22 protein-coding genes, 1 tRNA gene and 1 other RNA gene are annotated in these 22346 nt (G+C 43.1%); 10 read left to right on the plus strand and 14 right to left on the minus strand.

Annotated features, from left to right (window positions below):
* Positions 1 to 16: 16 nt before the first annotated feature.
* Positions 17 to 1201 carry a glutamine synthetase family protein gene (locus tag ACKI39_RS02160; RefSeq protein ID WP_407397210.1) on the minus strand — a complete coding sequence of 395 codons (1185 nt, stop codon included), beginning with the start codon at positions 1199 to 1201 and terminating at the stop codon, positions 17 to 19.
* 121 nt (positions 1202 to 1322) lie between these two features.
* Complete coding sequence (locus ACKI39_RS02165) at positions 1323 to 2255, minus strand: AEC family transporter (RefSeq protein WP_407397212.1); 933 nt, start codon at positions 2253 to 2255, stop codon at positions 1323 to 1325.
* Positions 2256 to 2408: 153 nt separating this feature from the next.
* Here ACKI39_RS02165 and ACKI39_RS02170 point away from each other — a divergent pair.
* A tRNA-Asp gene (locus tag ACKI39_RS02170) sits at positions 2409 to 2482 on the plus strand.
* Positions 2483 to 2576: 94 nt separating this feature from the next.
* Positions 2577 to 4226: a putative manganese-dependent inorganic diphosphatase gene (locus tag ACKI39_RS02175; protein WP_407397214.1), complete on the plus strand. Its 1650-nt coding sequence runs from the start codon at positions 2577 to 2579 to the stop codon at positions 4224 to 4226.
* Between the two features lie 7 nt (positions 4227 to 4233).
* Here ACKI39_RS02175 and ACKI39_RS02180 read toward each other — a convergent pair whose 3' ends face one another.
* Together ACKI39_RS02180 and ACKI39_RS02185 are read right to left on the minus strand one after the other, a co-directional pair.
* The gene (locus ACKI39_RS02180) at positions 4234 to 6054 is read right to left on the minus strand and encodes an EAL domain-containing protein (RefSeq protein WP_407397216.1); all 1821 of its coding nucleotides are present in this window, start codon (positions 6052 to 6054) and stop codon (positions 4234 to 4236) included.
* A gap of 87 nt (positions 6055 to 6141) precedes the next feature.
* A complete protein-coding gene (locus ACKI39_RS02185; RefSeq protein WP_407397218.1) occupies positions 6142 to 6492 on the minus strand; it encodes a hypothetical protein in 351 nt (116 codons plus the stop codon).
* A gap of 189 nt (positions 6493 to 6681) precedes the next feature.
* Between ACKI39_RS02185 and ACKI39_RS02190 the strand changes: the two genes are divergently transcribed.
* From ACKI39_RS02190 to ACKI39_RS02205, 4 genes are read left to right on the plus strand one after another with little or no spacing between them, the layout of a single operon-like run.
* Positions 6682 to 7602, plus strand: a complete 921-nt coding sequence (locus tag ACKI39_RS02190) for an ABC transporter ATP-binding protein (protein WP_407397220.1) — start codon at positions 6682 to 6684, stop codon at positions 7600 to 7602.
* The gene (locus ACKI39_RS02195) at positions 7602 to 8342 is read left to right on the plus strand and encodes an ABC transporter permease subunit (protein WP_407397222.1); all 741 of its coding nucleotides are present in this window, start codon (positions 7602 to 7604) and stop codon (positions 8340 to 8342) included. Before ACKI39_RS02190 ends, ACKI39_RS02195 begins: the two co-directional genes overlap by 1 nt.
* Positions 8343 to 8348: 6 nt before the next feature.
* On the plus strand, positions 8349 to 10397 hold the full coding sequence (locus ACKI39_RS02200; RefSeq protein WP_407397224.1) for a GldG family protein: 2049 nt from the start codon (positions 8349 to 8351) through the stop codon (positions 10395 to 10397).
* A gap of 3 nt (positions 10398 to 10400) precedes the next feature.
* Positions 10401 to 10949: a DUF4340 domain-containing protein gene (locus ACKI39_RS02205; protein WP_407397226.1), complete on the plus strand. Its 549-nt coding sequence runs from the start codon at positions 10401 to 10403 to the stop codon at positions 10947 to 10949.
* Positions 10950 to 11068: 119 nt separating this feature from the next.
* On the opposite strand, the gene ACKI39_RS02210 is transcribed toward ACKI39_RS02205, so the two are convergent.
* Positions 11069 to 11512, minus strand: coding sequence for a hypothetical protein (locus ACKI39_RS02210; protein WP_407397228.1), 444 nt, complete (start codon positions 11510 to 11512; stop codon positions 11069 to 11071).
* Positions 11513 to 11608: 96 nt separating this feature from the next.
* Here ACKI39_RS02210 and ACKI39_RS02215 point away from each other — a divergent pair, with 96 nt between their 5' ends.
* The 3 genes from ACKI39_RS02215 (at position 11609) to ACKI39_RS02225 (ending at position 15257) form a co-directional block, all read left to right on the plus strand.
* Positions 11609 to 12799: a lytic transglycosylase domain-containing protein gene (locus ACKI39_RS02215; RefSeq protein WP_407397230.1), complete on the plus strand. Its 1191-nt coding sequence runs from the start codon at positions 11609 to 11611 to the stop codon at positions 12797 to 12799.
* A gap of 95 nt (positions 12800 to 12894) precedes the next feature.
* Complete coding sequence (locus ACKI39_RS02220) at positions 12895 to 14592, plus strand: GH3 auxin-responsive promoter family protein (RefSeq protein ID WP_407397232.1); 1698 nt, start codon at positions 12895 to 12897, stop codon at positions 14590 to 14592.
* Positions 14589 to 15257, plus strand: a complete 669-nt coding sequence (locus ACKI39_RS02225) for an HAD family hydrolase (protein ID WP_407397234.1) — start codon at positions 14589 to 14591, stop codon at positions 15255 to 15257. Before ACKI39_RS02220 ends, ACKI39_RS02225 begins: the two co-directional genes overlap by 4 nt.
* Here ACKI39_RS02225 and ACKI39_RS02230 read toward each other — a convergent pair.
* From ACKI39_RS02230 to ACKI39_RS02240, 3 genes are all read right to left on the minus strand, one after another.
* Entirely contained in the window at positions 15254 to 16078 is an 825-nt protein-coding gene (locus ACKI39_RS02230) for a lysophospholipid acyltransferase family protein (RefSeq protein ID WP_407397236.1), read from the minus strand. The genes ACKI39_RS02225 and ACKI39_RS02230 overlap by 4 nt on opposite strands.
* Before the next feature lie 9 nt (positions 16079 to 16087).
* Positions 16088 to 16930: a phosphoribosylaminoimidazolesuccinocarboxamide synthase gene (locus ACKI39_RS02235; protein WP_407397238.1), complete on the minus strand. Its 843-nt coding sequence runs from the start codon at positions 16928 to 16930 to the stop codon at positions 16088 to 16090.
* A gap of 67 nt (positions 16931 to 16997) precedes the next feature.
* Entirely contained in the window at positions 16998 to 17897 is a 900-nt protein-coding gene (locus ACKI39_RS02240; protein ID WP_407397240.1) for a ketopantoate reductase family protein, read from the minus strand.
* A gap of 132 nt (positions 17898 to 18029) precedes the next feature.
* Here ACKI39_RS02240 and ffs point away from each other — a divergent pair.
* Positions 18030 to 18128: signal recognition particle sRNA small type (gene ffs, locus ACKI39_RS02245), an RNA gene on the plus strand.
* A 7-nt stretch (positions 18129 to 18135) separates the two neighbouring features.
* On the opposite strand, the gene lptB is transcribed toward ffs, so the two are convergent.
* The 6 genes from lptB to ACKI39_RS02275 are packed head-to-tail and all read right to left on the minus strand — an operon-like array spanning position 18136 to position 22173.
* Positions 18136 to 18912 carry an LPS export ABC transporter ATP-binding protein gene (gene lptB / locus ACKI39_RS02250; protein WP_407397242.1) on the minus strand — a complete coding sequence of 259 codons (777 nt, stop codon included), beginning with the start codon at positions 18910 to 18912 and terminating at the stop codon, positions 18136 to 18138.
* Entirely contained in the window at positions 18905 to 19621 is a 717-nt protein-coding gene (locus ACKI39_RS02255; protein WP_407397244.1) for an LptA/OstA family protein, read from the minus strand. The genes lptB and ACKI39_RS02255 overlap by 8 nt, the downstream gene beginning before the upstream one ends.
* A complete protein-coding gene (gene lptC / locus ACKI39_RS02260) occupies positions 19605 to 20171 on the minus strand; it encodes an LPS export ABC transporter periplasmic protein LptC (protein WP_407397246.1) in 567 nt (188 codons plus the stop codon). Before lptC ends, ACKI39_RS02255 begins: the two co-directional genes overlap by 17 nt.
* On the minus strand, positions 20155 to 20562 hold the full coding sequence (locus ACKI39_RS02265) for a SoxR reducing system RseC family protein (protein ID WP_407397248.1): 408 nt from the start codon (positions 20560 to 20562) through the stop codon (positions 20155 to 20157). The genes lptC and ACKI39_RS02265 overlap by 17 nt, the downstream gene beginning before the upstream one ends.
* On the minus strand, positions 20562 to 21086 hold the full coding sequence (locus tag ACKI39_RS02270) for a tetratricopeptide repeat protein (RefSeq protein ID WP_407397250.1): 525 nt from the start codon (positions 21084 to 21086) through the stop codon (positions 20562 to 20564). The genes ACKI39_RS02265 and ACKI39_RS02270 overlap by 1 nt, the downstream gene beginning before the upstream one ends.
* Complete coding sequence (locus tag ACKI39_RS02275; RefSeq protein ID WP_407397252.1) at positions 21079 to 22173, minus strand: polyprenyl synthetase family protein; 1095 nt, start codon at positions 22171 to 22173, stop codon at positions 21079 to 21081. The genes ACKI39_RS02270 and ACKI39_RS02275 overlap by 8 nt, the downstream gene beginning before the upstream one ends.
* Between the last annotated feature and the right edge of the window lie 173 nt (positions 22174 to 22346).

Below are 22346 nucleotides of genomic sequence, written 5' to 3' on the forward strand. Positions count from 1 at the left end.
CTATATGTTGCTTTTCCTATCTGCGTAAAAAAGATTCTACATCGTTGTTGAGTATGTTTCTGATGAATTCACTTTGGCGTGCAAGGTCCGCCGCTTCTCCCCAGAATTTAGGAAGACTTTCGCGTTTGATGTCTGGATTTGCTGGTTCTGGAAGCTTGAAATTTCCCTTGATACCATCAAGACCTGCGTAGATAAGCAATGCGAATGCAATGTATGGATTTGCTGTTGGGTCTGGTGAGCGTACCTCAAATCTCTTTTCGTTGTCTCTTGTAGAAGGAATGCGTATAAGCTGGGTTCTGTTTTCCTTTGCCCATCCTATTGTGGAAGGTGCCTTTCCTGAACCAAGCCTGTCGTATGATTCTGCTATAGGGTTGAGGAATACTGTCATCTCCTTTATGTGGGAAAGAACACCTGCCATGAAGCTTTCAAACACATCTTTTCCTTCTTCTGATTTTACGGAGATGTTGATGTGGAATCCGTTGCCGCACTGACCGCTGAGAGGTTTTGGAGAGAAGTCTGCGTACAGACCGTTCCTGGCAGCTGCGGCACGGACTACCGTGATGAAATTCATTACATTGTCTGCCGATTTGAGAGGAGCTGCATAGCGGAAGTCTACTTCATTCTGTCCTGGTCCTTCCTCGTGATGGGAGCTTTCTGGGTGAATGTCCATTTCCTTGAGTGTAAGACATATTTCACGGCGGATATTCTCTCCCTTGTCTTCGGGAGCGACCGACATGTATCCAGCATTGTCGAAAGGAATCTTGGTTGGGTCACCTTTTTCATCAGTCTTGAAAAGATAGAATTCACATTCCGTTCCGATGTTGATTTCAAGGTTCTGTTCGCGTGCTGCCAGAACTGCCTTCTTGAGTATATAGCGGCTTTCCTTTTCAAAAAGTGAGCCGTCAGGTCTCTTGATTTCACAGAACATGCGGACAACTTTTCCAGAAGTCGATCTCCATGGAAGAACTGTCAAAGTCGATGCAATAGGAAAAAGAAAAAGATCTGAATGGGCTGAATCTGTAAAGCCATCGATGGCGCTTCCGTCAAAACCGATTCCCTGTTCAAAGGCTCGCTCAAGTTCACTAGGTAGAATCGCCAGGTTCTTCTGGTTGCCGTAGATGTCACAGAATGCAAGGCGGATGAATTTTACGTCTTCCTGCTCGATGAATTCAATGACTTCTTCTTTTGTGTATGCGGACATAGTTCCTCCGAAAATTGGTGTCCTAGGAAACAGAGTTGCCCAAGGTCCAAAATTATAACTTTTTCATTATATATTAGTTGCCTGTGGTTTTGTATGTATAAATCGGCAACTGAAACAAGCTCTACAATCCCATGGAAAGAATCAGCAGTACGGAGAACATGCATAGAGCTACGATGATCTGCAGGCTGATTATTGCGGACGTGAATTCCACGGCTTCTTTTTTTCGTGAATATATCGAAACAAGGAAGCTTGGAGGGCAGCTGAAGTACATGAGCAGAGTCGTGAACAGAACCCTATTGAGACCGATGGTTGTATCTATCATTATAAGGACGATAAGACAGATGATTGTCTGTACTGTATATCTTACAAGTGTAAAGACTGCTCCGCGGGAAAGTACTGTCCTGTCGAACACAAGGCCTGCTCCTATGGATATAAGGATCAATGATGTGAGTGGGGCTGTGAACATTGTTATGATCTTGTTGTAAAGTCCAGCGAACTCAGACTGGTCGATGATTTTCCCGAGTCCAAGGAAGGCACCTCCGAAACCAAGGATGACGGAAATGATTAGGGGATTCTTTGCGATCGATAGGACTATTTCTTTCTTTGAAGGCTTTTCTCCATTTATGAGCTTGTACCCTATGTACATGACTGTGAATCCGAATACTCCGCTGAAGATGTCCATGCTTACTATGTAGTAAAGGTTGTCTGGTCCAACAAGGATGGAAATCAGTGCCCAGCCGAAAAGTCCGCCTTCATAGGTTGTAAGACAATAGGGAATGTAGTCCCTGATGGATATGTCGAAGAATCTTTTGAGTGCAAAACCGACTCCCCATGCCGAAAACAGCATGAAGAATTCAAGGAGTATCAACAGTATGGAATCCCTTGAATATGTTCCATGGATAAGGGCATCGAAGGCCATGACAGGGAGAAGTACGGTGACACAAAGATTCTTGATGTTGGAAATTCCGACATCGGAAAGAATCTTTTTTGCGGAAAGAATTTTTCCAAGCGCAATGATAAGAAAAACTGGAATGATAGTCTGTAAAATAGTCATTGCATAATTATATAGCGAAAGGACTTTATAAAACAGAGAGGAAGCCGCTCAGGGCATGAAATGTGTGGGAAAAATATTTTTAATTATTTTAATAAAAAATCGTGTATGTGCTTGACATACGGATGATTATTTTATATAGTGGAATAACCTTATGGGGTGTTAGCGAAGCTGGTTATCGCGCTGGCCTGTCACGCCGGAGACCACGGGTTCGAGTCCCGTACATCCCGAAGAGAAGCACTTGTCGATCTGACAGGTGCTTTTTTTTATTTAAACTAAAAGATTGGTAGCAGTACACTCATAAAACGGAGTATAATTCAGCATATGATAAACAAGGTATATATAATCGGACATAGAAATCCAGATACAGATTCAGTTGTGGCCGCAACAGCCTATGCAAAGCTAAAGCATCTTCTTGGCATGAATGAATATGTTGCCGCACGTGCTGGAAAGCTTGCACCGCAGACAGAATACATCTTTAAAAGATTCAAGGTGGAGCCTCCTGAATACATTCCTGATCTCATTCCGAAGACAGAATACTATATGTCGGATAAATTTGTCGCAGTGGATCATGATGTTTCCCTTTGGAAAGCAGTGGACAGGATGATCAGCACAAACGCTCCTGTTCTTCCGATCATCAATGTGGACGGTACCTATCAGGGGCTTCTAAACTACAATGCGTTTGCGCTCAATTCATTCAAGATCCTGAATCCAAAGCACAATGAAATTTTCCTTACAAGCATCCATCTCATTGAAAAGACCTTGAATGCAACTCCAATTGTCTCTTTCGATGAGAACGACTACTTTAAATGTTCCATCATGGTTGCAGATGATGAGCTTGAATCTACAAAGACTATCCTTGATGAACATAAGAGCGAGAACATCGTGGTCGTCTGCGGTGACAGACAGGATATCCAGCGTCTTTGCATAGAAGCTAAGGTCCGTGCGCTCATAGTTACCCATGACTATGTTGTTCCAAAGGAAGTTGCTGAGCTTGCAAAGCAGAACAGGGTTTCCATACTCAGTGGACATGACAGCACCTTGAAGACAGCCATGCTCATCGAATATTCATCGCCTGTAAGCTCCATGGCGGACATGAATGTCCTTCCTGTGCACGCAAGGGATACTTTGCAGAAAATAAAGCCTCAGCTTAAGGACAGTCCCAGCAGATGTCTGCCTGTAGTAGACAACGACTACAAGGTGATCGGTATCATAAGCGAAAGCGACCTTCTTCACGAGGCAAACATTCAGGTAATTCTTGTAGACCACAATGAACCTCAGCAGGCGGTAGAAGGACTTGAAAACTATACCATTCAGGAGATCATTGACCATCACAAGATCAATACTTTCTCTTCAAAGCTGCCGATGACCTTCATCAATAAGTGTGTAGGTTCAACAAGTTCCATCATCGCAAACATGTATCGGGAACAGCGCGTTTCCATTCCAAAGGATATTGCTTCGATTCTTCTTTGTGGAATCCTTAGCGATACTCTTGTCCTTCAGTCTGCGACTACGACTCAGTATGATATCGACACGGCGGAATATTTGAGCAGCATCACGGATCTGGACATCAAGACCCTGGGTGATGACATCATCAAGAGCGGAAGCCACATCGATGGTCGCACTGCAGAGGAAGTCATCCATCAGGATATGAAGGAATACAAGGAAGGAAAGTTCAAGTACAGTGTAAGCCAGATTGAAGTCGACAGTACCAGGGATATCATCACCCGCAGGAAGGAATTCCTTGAGCAGCTTGAGTCCGAAAGAAAATCAATGGGCGCTTTGTTCAGTGCCTTGCTTGTTACTGACATTACTGAACTGAGCTCCATCATGCTTGTGGCTGGTGAACAGAAATTTGAGGAAGTCCTGAATTTCCCTAAGCGCGACAAGCATATCTACTTCATGAAGGACATTGTTTCCCGCAAGAAGCAGTTGATTCCTCTTTTGACCGAGCTTACTGCAAAGGTTGAATAGCAGATGTTTATACAGACTTCTGCTTGCTGAATAATTCCAGACATTCCTTGTCTGGCAGCGGGCGGGAGTAGAGGAAGCCTTGTATGTAGTCTGTTCCTGCGTTTTTTACGATGACATCCTGTGCTTCCGTTTCGACACCTTCCACAAGAATCTTGAGTCCGTTGTTCTTGAATGTCTGGATGAGGGATTTGACCAGATTGTACATCTTTTCATTCTTTTCCATCATCAAAACAAAGGAACGGTCGATCTTGATTGTGCTGAAAGGCAATGTGATTACGTTTGCAAAATTTGAAAAGCCTGTGCCAAAGTCATCAAGGTAGAAGACGATTCCTGCCTTTGCAAGCTTTTCCATTCTCTTCTGTATCTCTTCAAAATTCTCTATGAAAATGCTTTCCGTTATTTCCATGATGATGTTCTTTGGATCGATGTTGTATTTTTCAATCGTATCGAGCACCGTGTCGACAATCCTTGGGTTGGACATCTGCTGGACGGAAAAGTTTACGGAAACTGCTTCCACCGTATCCTTGTTGTCGCGGATGTGCTTGCATATTTTTTCAAAGGTTATCTGTCCAAGACGTTCGATTAGGCCCTTTGATTCTGCGACTGGAATGAATTCCCCAGGCGATATGTTTCCAAGTTCCGTATTCTGAAGGCGAGCAAGGGCTTCTGAGTATTTGAATTTTTTCTCGTGGACTGAATAGATTGGCTGGAAATGAACCTGAAATTTTTCCGAGTCTGGATTAAGTTCACGGTCCAGAATGTCGTAGATTGCTTTTTCCCTTTTTATGTTTGCGACATATATGTCATCGCAGTAGCAGTAGTCTGTTCCATTAGCCCTGTTTTTAGCAAGAAGATTGTTGATGATTGCAATTGCCTGCTCATAGGTTTCTGCATTTTCTGGAAGCTGGACGCTTGCCGCAATGAGTTCTGGTGCTTCCCTATGGCTTTCCGATGTTTTCTGCAGATTGTAGAAAAAGCTTATTGTCGATTCGATTTCTTCTAGACTTCTTGTAAGGACGGCAAAGCTTGTAGGACTGCGGAATACCTTTCTTCCGTAAAGCTTCAGCAGATCCTTTGCCATTATGAGCATCATCCTGTCTGTTTCGAGGGTTCCATAGGTATCCTTGTATGCTGTGTAGTTTTCAACGGAAATGACGGTAAGGCACCAGTTGTGCTTTCTGTTGTTTATGGTGCTTGGAAGCTGTTTTTCCGTAAAAACTCCAGTTGCAAAGTCATGGGCAATCTGTTCCGACTGGACTCCTAAATACATGAGCATCAAAGGTGCAAAGGATGAAAGTCCTGTAAGTACGGTATATGGAGAATAGAACTGAATTGCTGAAATAAGGCAGCTTATGATAGGGTAGCTGAGGAATACGTAGAAAATTCTTGTGGATGTAGTTTTCCTGTGGACAAGAATCGTAAAGATGACAGTTCCTATGTAAAAGAGTGATGTGACATAAGTGATGAGCTTGAAAGGACCGCGTGTGTAGCCGCTGGTTTCATCATACTTAAAGACCCATCCTGTCTTAAGGTTAAGAAGCATTATGATTATGTAGATGGCGAATGGAATTCCCAGGAAAATGTGGAACAGCTTTCTGTGCTTCTTGAATGTTGATATGAAGGAATAGCAATACGATGAATAGAACATCATCTGCATTCCAAGAAGGATGAAATAGACCTCTGCTATGAAAGTTGAAAAGGTGATGGAATGCCTTGGAAAACCTGTTATGCATTCGATGGAAATGATGTTGGTCAACGGTGTCAGAAAACCAAGGATGGCGCAGCATAGGAATGCAAGATTGCGTTCATCCTTCAGGTAGAATGACATGAACGTCGTCAGGGTGAGAATCAATGCGAGGATGCAAATGCAGAATTCGCCGAGAAGATTGTACATTGCCGTTGGACCTGAAAAAAATCAGCAGCTTGCAAGAATTTCCAAAAGCTTGTTCTGGTAATCCTGGATGGCGTTTACACCCTCTGTTGCTCCAGCTGTGTCTCCAGCCCTCAACTGCTCGGTGATCTTTGCGTAGGCTTCATACATAGGTTTGATGGAAAGGTTTCCCATGTTTCCCTTGAGTGTATGTGCTTTCTGGATGGCGGCATCGATGTTGCCTGATTGAATGTCAGGAATGATGTCCTTGTTCTTGTTGATGGAATCAGGCATCTTTTTGTACATCATGACAAGAAGATCCTTGTTGCCCATGAAACGACCGAGGGCTTCGTCAATATCAACATCAATAGTAGCAAGTGTTTCGCATAGATCCATAAAATCCTCCTGGTTATGGGTAACCTTCGTTGCATTGCAAAGGTGCCCTCATGCTCCTTCAATTATATAGCACTTTCCTGTATAAACAAGGTTTGTTGGCGGAACTCCACCGGTGGTCAAAAAATTGCATTTTTTGGGAATAATAATTACTATATATGGAGAAAAGTGAACACAGTAGTGAGGTAAAAAATGATCGAAGTATCACATGTTTCCCGCCTTTTCGGGGACTTCCGTGCGGTCGACGACATCAGTTTTTCTATCCAGACTGGTGAAATCGTAGGACTCCTCGGCCCAAACGGTGCAGGAAAAACTACCACAATGAGAATGATCACAGGCTTCCTTGATGCAACCTCTGGATTCGTAAAGATTGACGGTACAGATGTAAAGGATAATCCTGTGGAGACAAAGTCAAAAATCGGTTATATGCCAGAAAGTGCTCCGATGTACAGCGACATGATCGTTGCCGATTACCTTGAATATATTGCAAGGATGGAAGGGCAGGATCCTGCGGAAAAGCTTCCTCATCTTGCAGAGATATGCGGTCTTAAGGAAGTCATGCATAAGAATATCGGAGAACTTAGCCGAGGCAACAAGCAGCGTGTAGGGCTTGCTCATGCCCTTATGAATGATCCTGAAATCCTTATTCTTGATGAACCTACTTCTGGACTTGATCCTAATCAGGTTTCTGATGTCCGTGACCTTATCAAGAAGATAGGTGAGACAAGGACTGTAATAATTTCCACCCATATACTTAGTGAAGTTGAGATGCTCTGCAACAGGGTCATAATTATTTCTGGTGGAAAGAAGGTTGCCGACAGTTCAACGGAGGAACTTAGGACTCATTACGGCAATACATCTGAAGTCATGGTTCTTGCAGGTGGAACAGAAGACGAAGTGAAAGGCAGGCTGTCGACCATTTCTGGTGCTGCTGGAATAAAGGTATGCAGCATCGACGGAAAGGTTCAGGCTGCCGTAACGGTCGAAGGCAATGCTGAAATCAGACCTGATATTGCTAAGGCCTGTGTTGAAGGTGGCTTGCCGCTTTATGAAATGCAGCTCAAGAAAAACAGCCTTGAGGATGTGTTTAAGATTCTTACGGAGGCAAAGTGATGGGCGATAGAAAAACAAAGAAAACCATGCCTTGGGTTATCATAATGAAGCGTGAGCTTTCCGCTTATTTCACAAGTCCTGTGGCATATATTGTCGGAGCTATTTTTATTCTTCTTTCGGGGATATTCTTCTTCAATACTTTTTTCCTTATGGGAAGAGCGGAACTGAGGGGGTTCTTTGAGCTTCTTCCAATTTTCTTCAGCTTCCTTATTCCTGCCCTTACTATGCGTATCTTCAGTGAGGAAAAGAAAAGCGGAACGATGGAAACTCTTGTCACTCTTCCAGTCAAGACTGCTGATATCGTATGGGGAAAATATATGGCAGTGCTTGTAAGCACACTTGTCATGATTGCTCCAACATTGTTCTATGTCGTTACATGTGTTCTGTTTGCTTCAAGTGGAATAGATGCAGGTCCTGTCCTGGGAGGTTATTTCGGCTCGATCCTTCTTGCTTCCGCTTTTTCTGCAATAGGAATTTTCTGTTCAGCAATAACAAGGAATCAGATAGTGGCATTCCTGCTTTCGCTTTCAATCTGTCTGTTCCTCACGTTTGTGATGGTGTTTGCGATTTTCCTTCCAGGATTCATGGTGCCAGCTGCAACCTTTGTTTCTGCGCAGGGACATTTCCGTTCCATTGCAAGAGGCATCCTTGATTCCCGTGATATCCTTTATTTTATTTCCGTGTCGGCAGCTTTCTATGTTCTCACAGTGAATGTTCTTGACAACGAAAGAAAGGGGTGAATAGAAATGAAAAAGAACAATAGATTTATTTCATGGATAAAGAGTTCCTCAAGCGATGTGTGGCTCTTTATCATTGCGTTGGTGCTTCTTAATCTTGTTGCATCACGATGTTTTTTCAGAGCGGACCTTACGGAACCAAAATCATATTCGCTTTCTTCTGCCAGCCGTGAAGTAGTTCGCAACCTTGAGGAGCCTATGAGCGTAAAGGTTTTCTTCTCAAAGAACCTGCCTGCTCCTTATTCAAATGTCGAACAGTATCTCAAGGATCTTCTTGCGGAATATAAGAATGCCTCTGGAAAGAATTTTGACTATGAATTCTTTGACATGAACAAGCAGGAAAACCAGAGGATAGCCAGGGGCTATGGAATGCAGATGGTTCAGGTCCGTGAAGTAAAAAACAACGAAGTGGGCCTTAAGAATGCATACATGGGAATTGCCATCGTCTATGCGGATCAGATTGAAAAACTTGACGGCATCTCCTCAAGTGACGGTCTCGAATACAAGATTACGGGACTTATTGGAAAGATCATTGCCAGTACAAACATTCTTTCAGGACTTTCCGAAAATGTTCGCCTTGTGCTTTATAAGTCTGAAGCCCTTGCAAAATTCAACATCGGGAATTTCGATGCCATTGACAGTGCCGTAAGCAATGCATTTTCTGCCGCCAACAAAAAGTTTCGAGGTAGGATTGAATACCAGAAAATCAATCCTGATGCCGCTACAACTGACGAGGCTGCCGAAAGGTATGGGCTTCAGGCTGTGACATGGAACAACCCTGACGGAACGACAGGAAAAGGAACCGTGGGACTTGTCCTTGAGTACGGAGATAAATTCCGCATTGTTCCATTGAGGCTTACCAATGCCATTTTCTCTTATGTGATATCTGGTCTTGAAAACCTTGATGAAAGCATCAGCCAGTCGGTTGAAAGCCTTGTTTCAAAGACCTCTGTCGTTGCATACATTACGGGGCATGGAGAACGCAATATCGAAGATGAAAATGATGCCATGTATTTCCGTAGGATGCTGTCCGACACATACAGCCTTGAGAGTGTAAATCTTATTGAGGATGACATTCCTGTTGCCGCAGAAACTGTCATAATCAACGGTCCTAAATCAGCCTTTGACGAAAAGGAACTGTATAAGATCGACCAATTCATAATGCGTGGTGGAAACGTAATGTTCTTCATCGATTCCTATGATGAACAGATTTCAGGTTATCAGCAGCCATCCTATGTGCCTGTTCGCACTGGTCTTGAAAAGCTGCTTTCAAAGTATGGAGTTGAGGTCGGCAGCGAATATGTTCTTGATGAAAAGTGTTTTGTCCGCATGGACCAGCAGTATGGAAAAATGAATTTCTATCATGTACCAAGAATTCAGAAAAACTGTCTTGACCAGAAAAATCCAATCGGAAGGAATCTTGGTGATGTATTCTTCCTTGAATCTTTTGCTCTGGATTCATCTAATGCAAAGGAGAACAAGAGCGTTGATGTCACGGTTCTTGCAAAAAGTTCTTCCCGCTCCTGGACGGTTCCAGTTACAGAGGGATTCATGCTTTCTCCATTTGCCTTTGCCGTTCCTTCTGACGATGCAAAGCTTGGATCCAGGGATCTTTGTGTCCTTCTGGAGGGAAATTTTGACAGTGCATATGCTTCAGCTCCATCGGAAGAAGAAAACAGGGAAGGTGCCTTGAGTTCTGTGTCCCATATTCTCAACGGAAAACAGAAGTCAAAGATTTTTGTTGCGGGAACTTCATTCATTACGACCGCTCAGCTCATTCAGCCTGATGCAAGGGAACCTATCGTGTATTTCATGCGCAATGCAGTGGACTACATGTGCGGCAAGGAAGATCTCTGTCTCATGAGGACAAAGGACCTCAGTACAAACATGCTTAAGGAAACAAAGAACGGTCTTGCTGTTGCGATGAAGTATTTCAATCAGTTTGGCCTTGCTGTTCTTGTAGCCATCGCAGGTCTCATTGTTCTTGCGGTCCGCAAAAATCACAGGGAAAGAATCCGCAGGACATATAATCCCAATGATCCAAGGATGGGGGAGTAAAAAATGAATAGGATATACACAAGAAAAATAATTCTGCTTTCTGCTATAGCTGTGCTTCTTGCGGTGTACATTCTTCAGCTTGCTGTTGGTGGCAGAAATAAGGTAAAGGTTCTTACGACTGAGGAACCAATTGATTATGTGATGATCGATAACAATGGAGCAAAGCTTTCCATCCGCAAGAACGGTGACATATGGTACGTGGGAGATGAAAAATTTCCATGTCAGGAAAGCCGTGCCAATGGAATCGTAAATGCAATAAGCGAAGTCAAGGTTTTAGGAAATGTTGCGGCGGGGTCTGCTGCTGACAATGAACGCTACGGTTTTGATGGTGGAATTACGGTTGAAGCCTACTCTGGGGAAAAACTTGTACGCAGCCTTTTCATAGGAAAGAACACGGCGACGGGAAGCCAAAGCTATGTGCGCATAGATGGTAAGTCTCCTGTCTGTCTTGTTCAGGGGGCTTTGAGGTCGACTTTCGAAGCAACAGCTGAGGATATCAAGGAAAAGAAAACTGAACCAGAGCCGTCAGAAGAAGAGGCTCCAGTCCTATAAAAAAATGGGGATGTTCCAAAAGCATATCCCAGGATGGTTGGATACGGAAGTTGCCATATCCAATGCCTTCTGGAATAAATGCTTGTCGGACATCCCCATTTTTTTCCTGAAAGTGAATTTCAGCCTCTTGAAAACCTTGATATTACATCGGACATTTCGATGACCTTTGATGTCAGTCTGGCTTTTGATGAAAGAAGGTAGATGAAGTCTGCCAATGTGTCCAGCTCCTTCAGTTCTTCATCGGTCCAATCCCTTTCACCACATGTGTTGAATGTAAGTGTGATGGTTCCTCCTTCACCTGTACCGAAATTCTTTTCATATGGTTCGCTTCCGAATCCTTCTGATGAATAGAAAAGGATGCTGAAGTTTTTCATTCCTTCAGGGTTCTGTGGTGTAGGCGGAGCGATATAAACGCAGCTCAGCTGACCAAGGTTGATCTGTTTGGAGATGAGCGAGATGTGTTTTTTTAGTCCAGCCTCCAGCTGCTGAATGGAAATATAATTGTCGGCAACAACTGCCCTTACGAATTCCTTGTAAATGTCAGAAGTAAGCATTCCTGCCATATGTTTTTCCTCCTCTTAAAATTGAATATATAGCATTTTATTTCTGATTTCAAATGAATTTACAATACTTTATTTACATGGTAAATTTGCACTTACATGAAATTGAGCCTGAAAAAACTGATTGTTACTTCGATACTCGCATTTTCAATTGTCTATGCCCAGGAGGATAATTCCGTTGCTGGTGACAATGCCTCTGAACCTGTGGATTCAAATGTTTTTATAGAAGATAAGCCTGCAGAAGAAAAGGAAAAAACAGACGACAAGGTTGCGGAAGCTGATTCCAAAGTTGAATCAGAGAATGCACCTGTAGAGGTCCCTGATCTTGTTGCCTTATATGGAGATCGTCCAGAGGTTGAATACTGGAGAAACATATATCTTACTGAAAAATGGCAGAAGGTCCTGAGGGGAATTCTTGAGAATGCAGTTGAATATCGTGTATATGTAAGAAAGTGCGTTCAGGAAAAGGAAGTTCCTCTTGAGCTTGAATATCTTCCTGTTGTTGAATCTGGGTATAAGACCGCAGTTCGTTCAAAGTCTGGTGCGATCGGTATGTGGCAGTTTATGGCAAACAGCGTAAAGCCCTTCCTCAAGCTTAATGAATATGTTGATGAGCGTTATGATCCTTGGCTTTCAACACAGGCAGGAATTGCAAAACTCAAGGATAACTATAAGATTTTCAATGATTGGCTGATTGCCATCGCTGCCTATAACTGTGGCAACGGCAAAATGAGAAAGACCATAAGTAGGGCAGGAACCAGTGACTATTGGGAGCTTGTGGAAAAAAAAGCGCTGCCAAAGCAGACTGCGGAATATCTCCCTAAGCTGATAGCCATTGCTGATCTTGCGATCAACTATGAAAAATATGAAGTGGATCTGCCTCGACATGATACTGAATATGAAGAACTGGTTGATGAGCGTGATGCGATCTTTGACTATGTTCCCGTAAAGAAGCCTTACATGGTTTCTGCCATTGCCAAGGAATCAGGCGTAAGTGAAAAGATTCTCAAGCATCTTAATCCAGCCCTTACCAAAGGATTCACTCCTCCAGCGGCGGAATATCAACTTCGTCTGCCTGTAGGTAAAAAAGAAGATGTGGAGCTTGCCCTCACTAGAATCCAGCCTATTGAATTCCCGTTTCAGTATACGGTTGTAAAAGGAGATTCCCTTTGGAGCATTTCCCGTAAGTTTGGTGTAACTGTACAGGCTCTGTGCGATACCAACGGAATCAAGGAAAATGCAATCCTTAAGATTGGAAAGGTTCTTTATGTTCCTTCTGTAAAGAACTGATTGTTTTTTATATCTGCTTTTGTTTGAAATTCAGTCCTAAAAACGGTATTATTTGCCTTAGAAGAGGAGATATACTATTTTTTTTGGAGTTCATTATGGCAACAAAGAAGGGAAACCCTGCGCTCATTACATTTGCGCTTGGTTTTGCAGGTCGTGCTCAGTTAAAAAAAGTGAAGAAGGCAGCTAAGGACTGCAAGAAGACATCGGCAACAACACTTCGTGGTATCCTTGAGTATGCAAAAGATTCTGAATGGGGAAAGAACCACAATTATGCAGAAATCCTAGAGGCAAAGACTGATGAAGAACTTTTTTCGCTTTGGCAGAAAAATGTACCTCCTACGGATTACGAAGATATTCGTCCCATGGTAGAAAGGCATAAGCATGGAGAAGAGAATGTCCTTTTCCCTGGCAAACCAAAAATGTATGCCACTACAAGCGGAACGACAAAAGAACCAAAATGGATTCCAATCACAAATGAATATTATGACAACATCTACAACAAGATGACTAAGCTTTGGCTTTATACATTCCTTATGCATAGGAAAAAGTCTTTCTATGGTCCTGCGGTTTCCATTGTCGGCAAATCTATTGAAGGCTATGCTCCTGATGGAACAGTATATGGCTCTGTTTCTGGTGTTACACGCCGTGACATTCCTGATTTCGTTAAGCCTATCCACTCTGCACCTGCTGAGGTATTTGACATCACTGACTATACGGCACGCTATTATACCATCATGCGTATTGCCATCGAACAGGATGTCCATATCGTCATTACCGCAAATCCATCGACCATCATCGAGATGCAGAACAACATGAATGAATTCTACGATGATTACGTAAGGGACATTGAGAACGGAACACTCAATGAGAAGCTTGATATTTCACCTGAGGTAAGAAAGGCTCTTGCTCCTGTTTTTTCTCCTAATCCAAAGCGTGCTCAGGAGCTTCGTGACATCAAGGCTAAGCATTCAACAGTTCTTCCAAAGCACTATTGGCCAAATCTTCAGGTCCTTACAACCTGGAAATGCGGCAATACGCATGTGTATATGGAAAAATTCACAGAGTCTTTCCCAGATAAAACTCTCTATCAGGAATTCTCTTACTTTGCTTCTGAATGTCGTACTGGTCTTGTACTCAACGGAGAAAGCGATACCGTTCTTTTCCCACATTTCCATTATTTTGAATTCATCGGCGAGGAGGATCTTGAAAATCCAAATCCAAAATTCCTTCAGTTGCATGAGCTTGAAGTTGGTAAGCGTTATTCCATTTTCGTTACGACCTATGCAGGACTCTACCGCTACAATATGAATGACCTCATAGAAGTTACTGGCCACTACGGAACGATTCCTACGATCCAATTCATTCAGAAAATCAACGGAATCATTTCAATGACTGGAGAAAAGCTTCATGAGCGTCAGTTCATCGAGGCTGTTGATATGGCTCAGAAGGATACTAAGATAAAGCTTAGGTTCTTTGTAGGTTTTGCTGATGTTCAGAATTCCGTTTACCATATGTACTATGAATTTGAAAACGAGAACATCTCGGAAGAAGAAGTCAAGATCCTTAACGAAGCAATCGATGCCAAGCTCAAGAAAGTCAACTGTGAATATGAGACTAAGCGTAATTCCCTTCGTATTTCAATGCCTGTTCCTCATGTGATGATCAGAAATTCCTTTGAAACCTACAAGGAAAACTGCATCAGCAGCGGTAACGGTCGTGATGGACAGTTTAAGCTCAACCTTCTTATGCAGGATGAAAAACGTCGTGCAATGTTCGATCAGTTGGTGAAATGATGCGGACTTTGACTGATGGAATCAAAGCCGTAATATTTGATTTTGACGGTACTTTTTATGCTTCTCACGGAATCAAAAGACGACTTATGTTTTCATGTATTTCTTCTCTCGTGTACCTCAAGGGGGACAGGGAATTCAGACGCATGAACAGGGGTAGAGACTTTGGTAGTTCCGAGGGATTCTATGAAGAGTACTGCCGTTTCATCGGTCCAAAAGCAAAGCAATGGAAAGACAATGTCTTTATGCCTGCCATGATCAAGGTGCTTAAGCGTTACAAGGCAAGAAAAGATACTTCCTCTGTCTTGAATGTCCTTAAATCGGCAGGAATAAAGATTGTTGTTTTTTCTGATTATAATCGTGTTGAAGAAAGAATGGAGGCAATAGGTCTTTCCCGTGATCTTGTTTCCTCTGTCTATGATTCTGAGTCTTTGGGCCTCCTAAAGCCATGTCCTCGTGGGCTGATGAATATTTCTAGGGATTTGAACGTCGATCCTAAGGAAATCCTTGTTGTCGGAGACAGGGCTGATACTGACGGCGAAGGCGCGATAAAGTGCGGTATGAAATTCATTAAGATTGGAAAGATGGAAAACGAATTGAATGAGAAGGACATTACGGTTCTTTCTTGGGAACAATTCTTATCAAATATCATCGGAAGCAACGACTAATCTAGTTCAGGCTGCCACATGTTTTTTTCTATGCCTGCCATCCTTGCTATCTGTTCGTGGGCATTCTTCCTCATTGAATCACATATTTCATTTCTGCTGTTGCCCTCCATGTCCTTTGGAACAATCGGAGTGCCTATGTTCAATGTCATGAGAGGATGCTTTATGCCAAGGAGTTTATAGATTCCCTTTGGCTCCCTGTAGGAAAATGCCATTGGAATGACTGGAATGTCATAGCGGTATGCCATCTTGAAGGCACCTTTCTTGAATGGCCTGATAGGCTCGTAGTAGTCCCATCTGCATGCTTCGGGGAAAATATGGATCCATTTTTTCTTTGAGTGAAGTTCATTGAATGCATTGTTGAATTTTCTGGCTGCCGCAGGTGTCTCTGGTATAGGGAGACCCCCAGCTCCACGGATCATGAATTTGGATCTGCTTTTAACTTGAAGGGCACGGACAGGAAACCATAATCTTCTGAACTTTACAGCCTGGACAACGGCAAGAAAGTCCCATGCGTATACATGGTTTGAGACAGTCATTGCACCGTTGATGAAAAGTTTCCTGTTTTTTCTGATGTTTTCCTTTCCCTTTATTTTGAGTCCATATAGCACCAGGTGCAATGGGAATACAATAAGGAATATTCCCGCGTATATTATGAACCTGTTCCATTTGCCATAAAGAGATTTATCCAAAAAAGGATAGTCGTTTTCAAAGTCTGTATCAAAAACGATCTTAGGATTGTGGATGGGAGTGTCTGGTTTTTCAGGGTACACGATTCCCGAGTCAGGAATGTATACCCCATTTTTTACGATATGTTCTGCCATACAGACCGTTTAGCAGCAGATCTTGATTTCACATTCCTTGTAGATTGCAGCTGTCTTTGCTACAACGTCTGCAGGAATTTCCTTGATGTTAGGGTCTCCTGCAAGATTGTTGTCCTTGAGCCAGTCGCGTACAAACTGCTTGTCGTAGCTTGCTGGACTTGAACCAACTGCATACTTTGAAAGGTCCCAGAAACGGCTTGAATCTGGAGTAAGGACTTCATCAGCAAGAACAAGAGTTCCGTCTTCTGTAAGACCGAATTCAAACTTTGTATCGGCGATGATGATTCCGTTCTTATATGCGTGGTCGTAGCATTTCTTGTAGATAGCAAGGGCAGCCTGTTCAATCTTTGTTCCAAGTTCTTCACCAAGGTCGTTCTTCATGTATTCGAGAGTAACGTTGATGTCGTGTCCTTCTGCTGCCTTTGTTGAAGGTGTTACGATTGGTTCGGCAAGTTTTTCTGCCTGCTGGTATTCCTTGTCAAAGCTGTGGCCAAGGAAAGGTTCTCCCTTCTTGTAAGCTTCGTACATTGAACCGAACATGTATCCACGAACGATTACTTCATATGGAACCATCTTAAGTTTTTTTACGAGAATTGTGCGGCCTTCAAATTCTGGCTTCTGGAATTCTTCTGGCATGTCCTTAAGGTCCGATGAAATCATATGGTTTGCACAGATGTCTTTTGTGTAGTTGAACCAGAAATTGGAAAGAGCATTGAGAACCTTGCCCTTGTCTGTGATCATTGTAGGAAGAATTACATCAAAAGCAGAGATGCGGTCTGTTGTAACGATAACCATGCGTCCGTCTTCAAGATCATAGACTTCGCGTACTTTACCGCTGATTATTTTTTTCATAGGAATGCTCCTTCATTGTGTAGAAATTTGTTTCCATAATTTTAATGCTTTATGTGTTTTGTTTCAATTAGAATGCCGCTTCGACACATTCAACAAGCTGTTGAAGAATAGCGCAGACTGGCGTTTCGATGCCAAGCTCCTTTCCAAGCCTGACGATGGTTCCACAAAAATAGTTGTTTTCTGTTTTTCTTTTTGCTTCCACATCCTGGAACATGGAAGTCTTGCCGTCATCATTTAGGGCAGCGGTCATCTTGATGTTGTCTTCGATCATTTCTTCTGTGAGGGCAATTCCTTTTGCGTTTGCAATCTTTACAACTTCCCTTGCACACTGGCGTACCAGATTCTGGGTGACTTCATTCCTGAATCCCTTGTAGGTCTGACGGCACAAGGCAGAAATTGTGTTGCATGAAACGTTCAGGAGAAATTTTTTCCACTGACTCAAATGGATGTCTTCCGGAATTACGCTGCTGATTTTTGCATCGTCAAATAATTTTTTGATTTCAAGAATACGCTCTGATTTTGAGTTGTCGTTTTCCCCGAAGTATATTGTACCTTCGTGTCCGCAGGTAATCATACCGCCTTCATTTGTAGAACTTAAACTTACGATGTAACCGTAAAGTGTTTTTTCTGCACCGTATTTTTCTGCAATTTCCTTTTCGCTTTGTATTCCGTTTAGAAGTGAAAGGATGGCAGTATTTGGACCGACCGATTTTTCAATCTGTACAAGAACTTCTTTCAACTGAAGGTTTTTGGTTGCGATGATTACAAGGTCTGCAATCTGAGCTTCCTGTGGAGTGACATAATTGAAGTCGATTCGTTCTCCATTGATTAAGATACCAGAATTTCTATAGCGTTCAAGCCTTTCTCCTTCCGCAATGCAATGAAGGTTTTCTTTGCCAAGAAAATCATTCAGCCTTTTTCCAACGACAGCACCAACTGCCCCCATTCCGATCATAGTAACTTTCATGGTTCCATTATATCAAAATGTATTGCCGTTGATAATTGAGTTTTTGCTGAAGGAGCACTTGGCAGGCTTATGGAGTTAAACAGCCCAGCTTAATTGACACAAGGACAGAATAAAAATATACTCTAGTCATTGGTTCAGGTGCTATGCAAGTGTCCGCCTCAAAACCCCGCCAGAGTGGGAACACAGCAACGGTATGAGGATGGTCATTGTGCCGTAGATTACCTGAGCCTTTTTTTATTTACATCGAGAAGTCTTTTCCAAGATAAATCTCGCGTGCTTCAGGAGATTGAAGGATCTGCTCCTTGTTTCCTTGGGTGATGATGGTTCCGTTTGAAATGATTATGGCGCGGTCTGTGATTTCAAGTGTGTCACGGACATTGTGGTCTGTGATGAGGATTCCAATTCCACGCTGGGCAAGCAGCTTTATCATGCCCTTGATGTCGGCAACGGCGATAGGATCGATTCCTGCAAAAGGTTCATCGAGCAGAAGGAATTTAGGTTCGATCGCAAGGGAGCGAGCTATTTCTGTTCTTCGGCGTTCTCCTCCTGACAAGGTGTATGCCTGCTGCTTTCTGATTCTTCCAATGGCAAACTCATCTATAAGTTCCTCAAGCTTCTGATGCTTTTGGACCTTTGTAAGATCCTTTCGTGTTTCAAGGATGGACCAGATGTTTTCTTCGACCGTGAGCTTTCGGAATACGCTTGGCTCCTGTGGAAGATAGGAAATTCCGCTTTGTGCCCTCTTGTACATTGGCAGTCCTGTGATGCAATGGTTGTTCAGAAAAAGATCTCCTGCAGTCGGTTTGTAGAAGCCTACGATCATATAGAATGTCGTTGTCTTTCCTGCTCCATTTGGTCCAAGAAGTCCAAGAACTTCTCCTGTGGTCATGGAAAAATCGATTCCTTTTACGACACGTTTTCTTCCGAACGATTTGTACAGTGAGGAAACCCTTAGAGTGTCTTTCTTTTCTGGAAAATCCTGGACTCCTGAATTCTCGCTGATGATATCACTCATTTGTATCTCCTTCTGGTTCTGCGGTATCTTCCGAGACTTTTATCTCGCCATCAGATGTCGGTTCTGCAGTGGTTTCATCATTTTCTTCTGCGGCGGTCGTAACGACGGAACCCTTTACTCTTCCTGACAGTGTGATTTCCTGTGAGTCCATGTCCAGCTTGATTGTCTGTGCTCGGAAGGTATCTCCGTTCTGGATGATTTTTGGATTTCCACTCATCTCAAGAATCTGCTCTGTCTTTTTGTAGATGGCATAGGCTGAAGTGCAGACATTGTCTTTCTGAGTAAGGTTGATCTTTATCTGCATGACGGCAATTTCTGAATTCTGGTTGTATTCAATTATCTGTGCCTGTGCGACAACATCATTGTCTAGATCCACAAGCTTTACGTCGTTCTCAAGTGTGGCGATTTTTGTTTCCCTGTCGTAGGTCAGTTTTCCACAGGTAAAATCCAGGTTGCTTTCAGTGTTCTTTCCTGAGATGTTTCCTTCTGCCTTGATCATACGGAAATCTTTTCCCGATAGTTCAATGTAATCCGCATTTATGATCATGGTCTTTGTGTTGACCTTTGCGTTACCTTTTAGCGTGGTCACACTGTTCTTGTTTCCTGCCACGCCGCTCATTTTGTTTGCGCTGAAGGTTATTTTCTCACAGAAGGCAAGTGAGGAGAATGCAAGAAATAATGCCAGGATGCATTTACTGTATTTCTTCATCTTTCTCCTCCTCGGTGATTATGATTCCTGAAACTGAATTCTCAAAGGTAAAGCTCCTTGATATTCCACTTGCAGAAAAACCTGTTCCTTCTATTTCGATGTCGTCACGGATAAGGTATACAGTGTCGTCTTTCCCAGAAACAAGCTGTTCAGTCTTTCCATTCCATTTAAGGTTCGTAGCCTTAAGCTGGAAATTCTGCTCGATGTTGTGAAGAAAAATGCTGTTGAACAGGGAATAGATGTCATTGCTTGAGTCAATCCCAAGGAGGGCACAGCTGCCTTCAGTCGTAAGCTCTGAATCCTTGTTCCATGAATAGAATTCTGCGTTCTTTGCATATGCCGATCCGTCACTTCTGTATCGTTCAAGAATGTCGGCCTTTATCTGAGTGTCGAGCTTTTTTTCCTTGTATCTTTTATAATCCACCTTTGTGAATTGAAGCTCTGGAGAAATATCCTCGGTGTTCACAGGTTCATCATATTTAAGTGAGCATGAAAGCATGAGAAATGCGGATAGTAGAACTGTCGGTAAAAGGTCAAAGAACTTCAACAATTTCTGGTTTTCCTGGCATTGGATATTTTCTTGTGATGACAAATACTATGGATGCGGAGACGGTCAAGAAGAGAAGTACAAAAACAGCTCTTGCATCATTTGATATTGTTTTTCCCAAAAGACCCATGATGCTGGGAGCGAATATGTACCCTGCGATGGAACTGAGGAAAGGTATGAGCAAGGATAGGATTCCTTGAAGCGCCTGTGACTTTTTGCTTGCTTCAACCATGACAACTGATCCTTTCTTGATTTCCAGGTTGTCTGGGTTTGAAATTTCAAAAGAGTTCTTTATCTTTGCGCAGCCAGTGGTGCAGGAAGCACATTCTTCCTTCTCGAAATGAATCGCTTCGATTTTGTCTTCCATTGAAATTATAAGTGCCTTTTCTTTCATCAGTTGTTTCCTTTGAATGATTCAAGTCTTCTGCTGCATTCTTCGATACCTGCGTGATTTCCCAACTGCTCGTATGTATCCTTCAGGTTGAAAAGTGCATCATAGTAGTGTGGTGAAAGAGAAACCGCATGTTCGAAAAAGTCAGCAGCCTCTGCATATTCCTCGATCTGAAAATGAATGACTCCCGCTGTGTTCCAGAAATGTGGATTCATGTCATTTACTTCAAGCCCCGTTATGCAATAGAACATGGCGTCGTCATGAAGTCCCATGCTGATGCATAGATTTGCAAGGGCTTCGATGATTTCTTCGTTGCTTCTGTTGAGTCTCAGTGCATATTCCATTGAAGTCTTTGCCGCATCGAAATTTCCTGCATCCCTGTAGGTCAGTGCAAGATTGAACCAGAGGAGATAGTTTTCCTTTTCTACGGTAATGGCGCGTTTGAGGCAGGCTATGGCTTCAGTATATTCTCCCTTGAACGCAAGCCTTACTCCCTGATTGTTGAGCTGTTCGCTGCTTTCAAGCATGGACTTCTCCTTTTACTGAAGGTGGAATCATTGCGGTAAAAAGTTCCTTTATGAGAAGGGCTTCTGAATTGTCCTTTCCGAAAAGCTCAAGGAATCTGTCGCATCCATTGCTTATGTATTCGATTCCCTTGCGCCGTGATTCTTCAACAGCACCACTTTCAATAAGCATGTGGACTGCTTCCTCGACTGCTGGACTGTCGATTCCTTCCTTGCCTGCAGTCTCAAAGCAACCGTGGAGGGCATTTATTCTATCCTGCCTGCCTTTGTTCTTTTCAATGAAAGAAAGGACAGGCAGAGACTTCTTGCCTTCAACAATATCATCTCCGCGTTTTTTTCCAGGGTTTCCTGTCGTAAGGTTTATGACGTCATCTATTATCTGGAATCCAGCGCCGATTTCGGCTGCTATTGTTCCAGCCTTTGCGACGGTTTCTTCATCGGCACCACTTGCGAGTGTTCCAATTTTTGCAGATAGGGAAGCAAGTGTTCCAGTCTTGTTCTTGACCATGGCGATGTATTCTTCCTGAGATGGTTCCTTCGTGTTGTCGTTGTGCCACTTGATGTCCATGGCCTGTCCAAGATGAAGCCTGCGTAATTCCTCGGCATAGGTTGCGTAAAGACGGAGCTTGAGTTCAGCATTGCAATCCAATCCGTTGATGCAGACTGGAGCCTGAAAATAAAGCCATGAACCCGCGTTTATAGCTGTGTCTGTTCCATAGGTTATGTAGGCAGCAGGTTTCCCTCGTCTGGATTCAGATTTGTCTTCAATGTCATCATGGATAAGGCTTGCCGTATGGACGAATTCTACAAGGGTACTTAACTGGTAGGCGAATTTTTCTGATTCAGTTTTTTTGTTTTCCGATGAACTTGCACGGGCGCAAAGGACAAGCAAAAGAGGTCTCCATCTTTTGCCGCCTAAGTCCACAAGGGAACGGGTGGTTTCAAGAAGAGGGTGTATGTGCTCTGCCTTTACCGCCGTCGGTAGAATTCCAAAGCTGTCTTTCTGCCATTTTGGTTCAGCATTTGAGGGGAGAAATGATGTTATAGATTCTTCGATGTTCTGAAGATGCCTTGTAAATTCAGGATTCATTCTAAAAGAATACAATATATAGGTAGAAAAATAAAGTTGGTGGGCGAAAGCTCTGTTTCCTAGAGGCCGGTACCAGGGGTAACTTTCGCCCCACGAATTGCGGGGGCAATTCGTGTATAGGTCACGAGAAAACTTGACGAAAGCTCTGTTTCCTGGGGGCCGGTACCAGGGGT

This window comes from Treponema sp. (assembly GCF_045641405.1).
Lineage (GTDB): Bacteria > Spirochaetota > Spirochaetia > Treponematales > Treponemataceae > Treponema_D.

Excerpts from the sequence above, each read along its gene's own strand:
- ACKI39_RS02205 (WP_407397226.1), top strand. The coding sequence starts at position 10,401 with ATGAATAGGATATACACAAGAAAAATAATTCTGCTTTCTGCTATAGCT.
- ACKI39_RS02275 (WP_407397252.1), bottom strand. The coding sequence starts at position 22,173 with ATGAATCCTGAATTTACAAGGCATCTTCAGAACATCGAAGAATCTATA.
- ACKI39_RS02230 (WP_407397236.1), bottom strand. The coding sequence starts at position 16,078 with ATGGCAGAACATATCGTAAAAAATGGGGTATACATTCCTGACTCGGGA.
- ACKI39_RS02180 (WP_407397216.1), bottom strand. The coding sequence starts at position 6,054 with ATGTCATTCTACCTGAAGGATGAACGCAATCTTGCATTCCTATGCTGC.
- ACKI39_RS02235 (WP_407397238.1), bottom strand. The coding sequence starts at position 16,930 with ATGAAAAAAATAATCAGCGGTAAAGTACGCGAAGTCTATGATCTTGAA.
- ACKI39_RS02240 (WP_407397240.1), bottom strand. The coding sequence starts at position 17,897 with ATGAAAGTTACTATGATCGGAATGGGGGCAGTTGGTGCTGTCGTTGGA.
- ACKI39_RS02200 (WP_407397224.1), top strand. The coding sequence starts at position 8,349 with ATGAAAAAGAACAATAGATTTATTTCATGGATAAAGAGTTCCTCAAGC.
- ACKI39_RS02160 (WP_407397210.1), bottom strand. The coding sequence starts at position 1,201 with ATGTCCGCATACACAAAAGAAGAAGTCATTGAATTCATCGAGCAGGAA.
- ACKI39_RS02175 (WP_407397214.1), top strand. The coding sequence starts at position 2,577 with ATGATAAACAAGGTATATATAATCGGACATAGAAATCCAGATACAGAT.
- ACKI39_RS02190 (WP_407397220.1), top strand. The coding sequence starts at position 6,682 with ATGATCGAAGTATCACATGTTTCCCGCCTTTTCGGGGACTTCCGTGCG.
- ACKI39_RS02265 (WP_407397248.1), bottom strand. The coding sequence starts at position 20,562 with ATGAAAGAAAAGGCACTTATAATTTCAATGGAAGACAAAATCGAAGCG.
- ACKI39_RS02270 (WP_407397250.1), bottom strand. The coding sequence starts at position 21,086 with ATGCTTGAAAGCAGCGAACAGCTCAACAATCAGGGAGTAAGGCTTGCG.
- ACKI39_RS02215 (WP_407397230.1), top strand. The coding sequence starts at position 11,609 with ATGAAATTGAGCCTGAAAAAACTGATTGTTACTTCGATACTCGCATTT.
- ACKI39_RS02185 (WP_407397218.1), bottom strand. The coding sequence starts at position 6,492 with ATGGATCTATGCGAAACACTTGCTACTATTGATGTTGATATTGACGAA.
- ACKI39_RS02225 (WP_407397234.1), top strand. The coding sequence starts at position 14,589 with ATGATGCGGACTTTGACTGATGGAATCAAAGCCGTAATATTTGATTTT.
- lptB (WP_407397242.1), bottom strand. The coding sequence starts at position 18,912 with ATGAGTGATATCATCAGCGAGAATTCAGGAGTCCAGGATTTTCCAGAA.
- ACKI39_RS02210 (WP_407397228.1), bottom strand. The coding sequence starts at position 11,512 with ATGGCAGGAATGCTTACTTCTGACATTTACAAGGAATTCGTAAGGGCA.
- ACKI39_RS02195 (WP_407397222.1), top strand. The coding sequence starts at position 7,602 with ATGGGCGATAGAAAAACAAAGAAAACCATGCCTTGGGTTATCATAATG.
- ACKI39_RS02255 (WP_407397244.1), bottom strand. The coding sequence starts at position 19,621 with ATGAAGAAATACAGTAAATGCATCCTGGCATTATTTCTTGCATTCTCC.
- ACKI39_RS02220 (WP_407397232.1), top strand. The coding sequence starts at position 12,895 with ATGGCAACAAAGAAGGGAAACCCTGCGCTCATTACATTTGCGCTTGGT.
- ACKI39_RS02165 (WP_407397212.1), bottom strand. The coding sequence starts at position 2,255 with ATGACTATTTTACAGACTATCATTCCAGTTTTTCTTATCATTGCGCTT.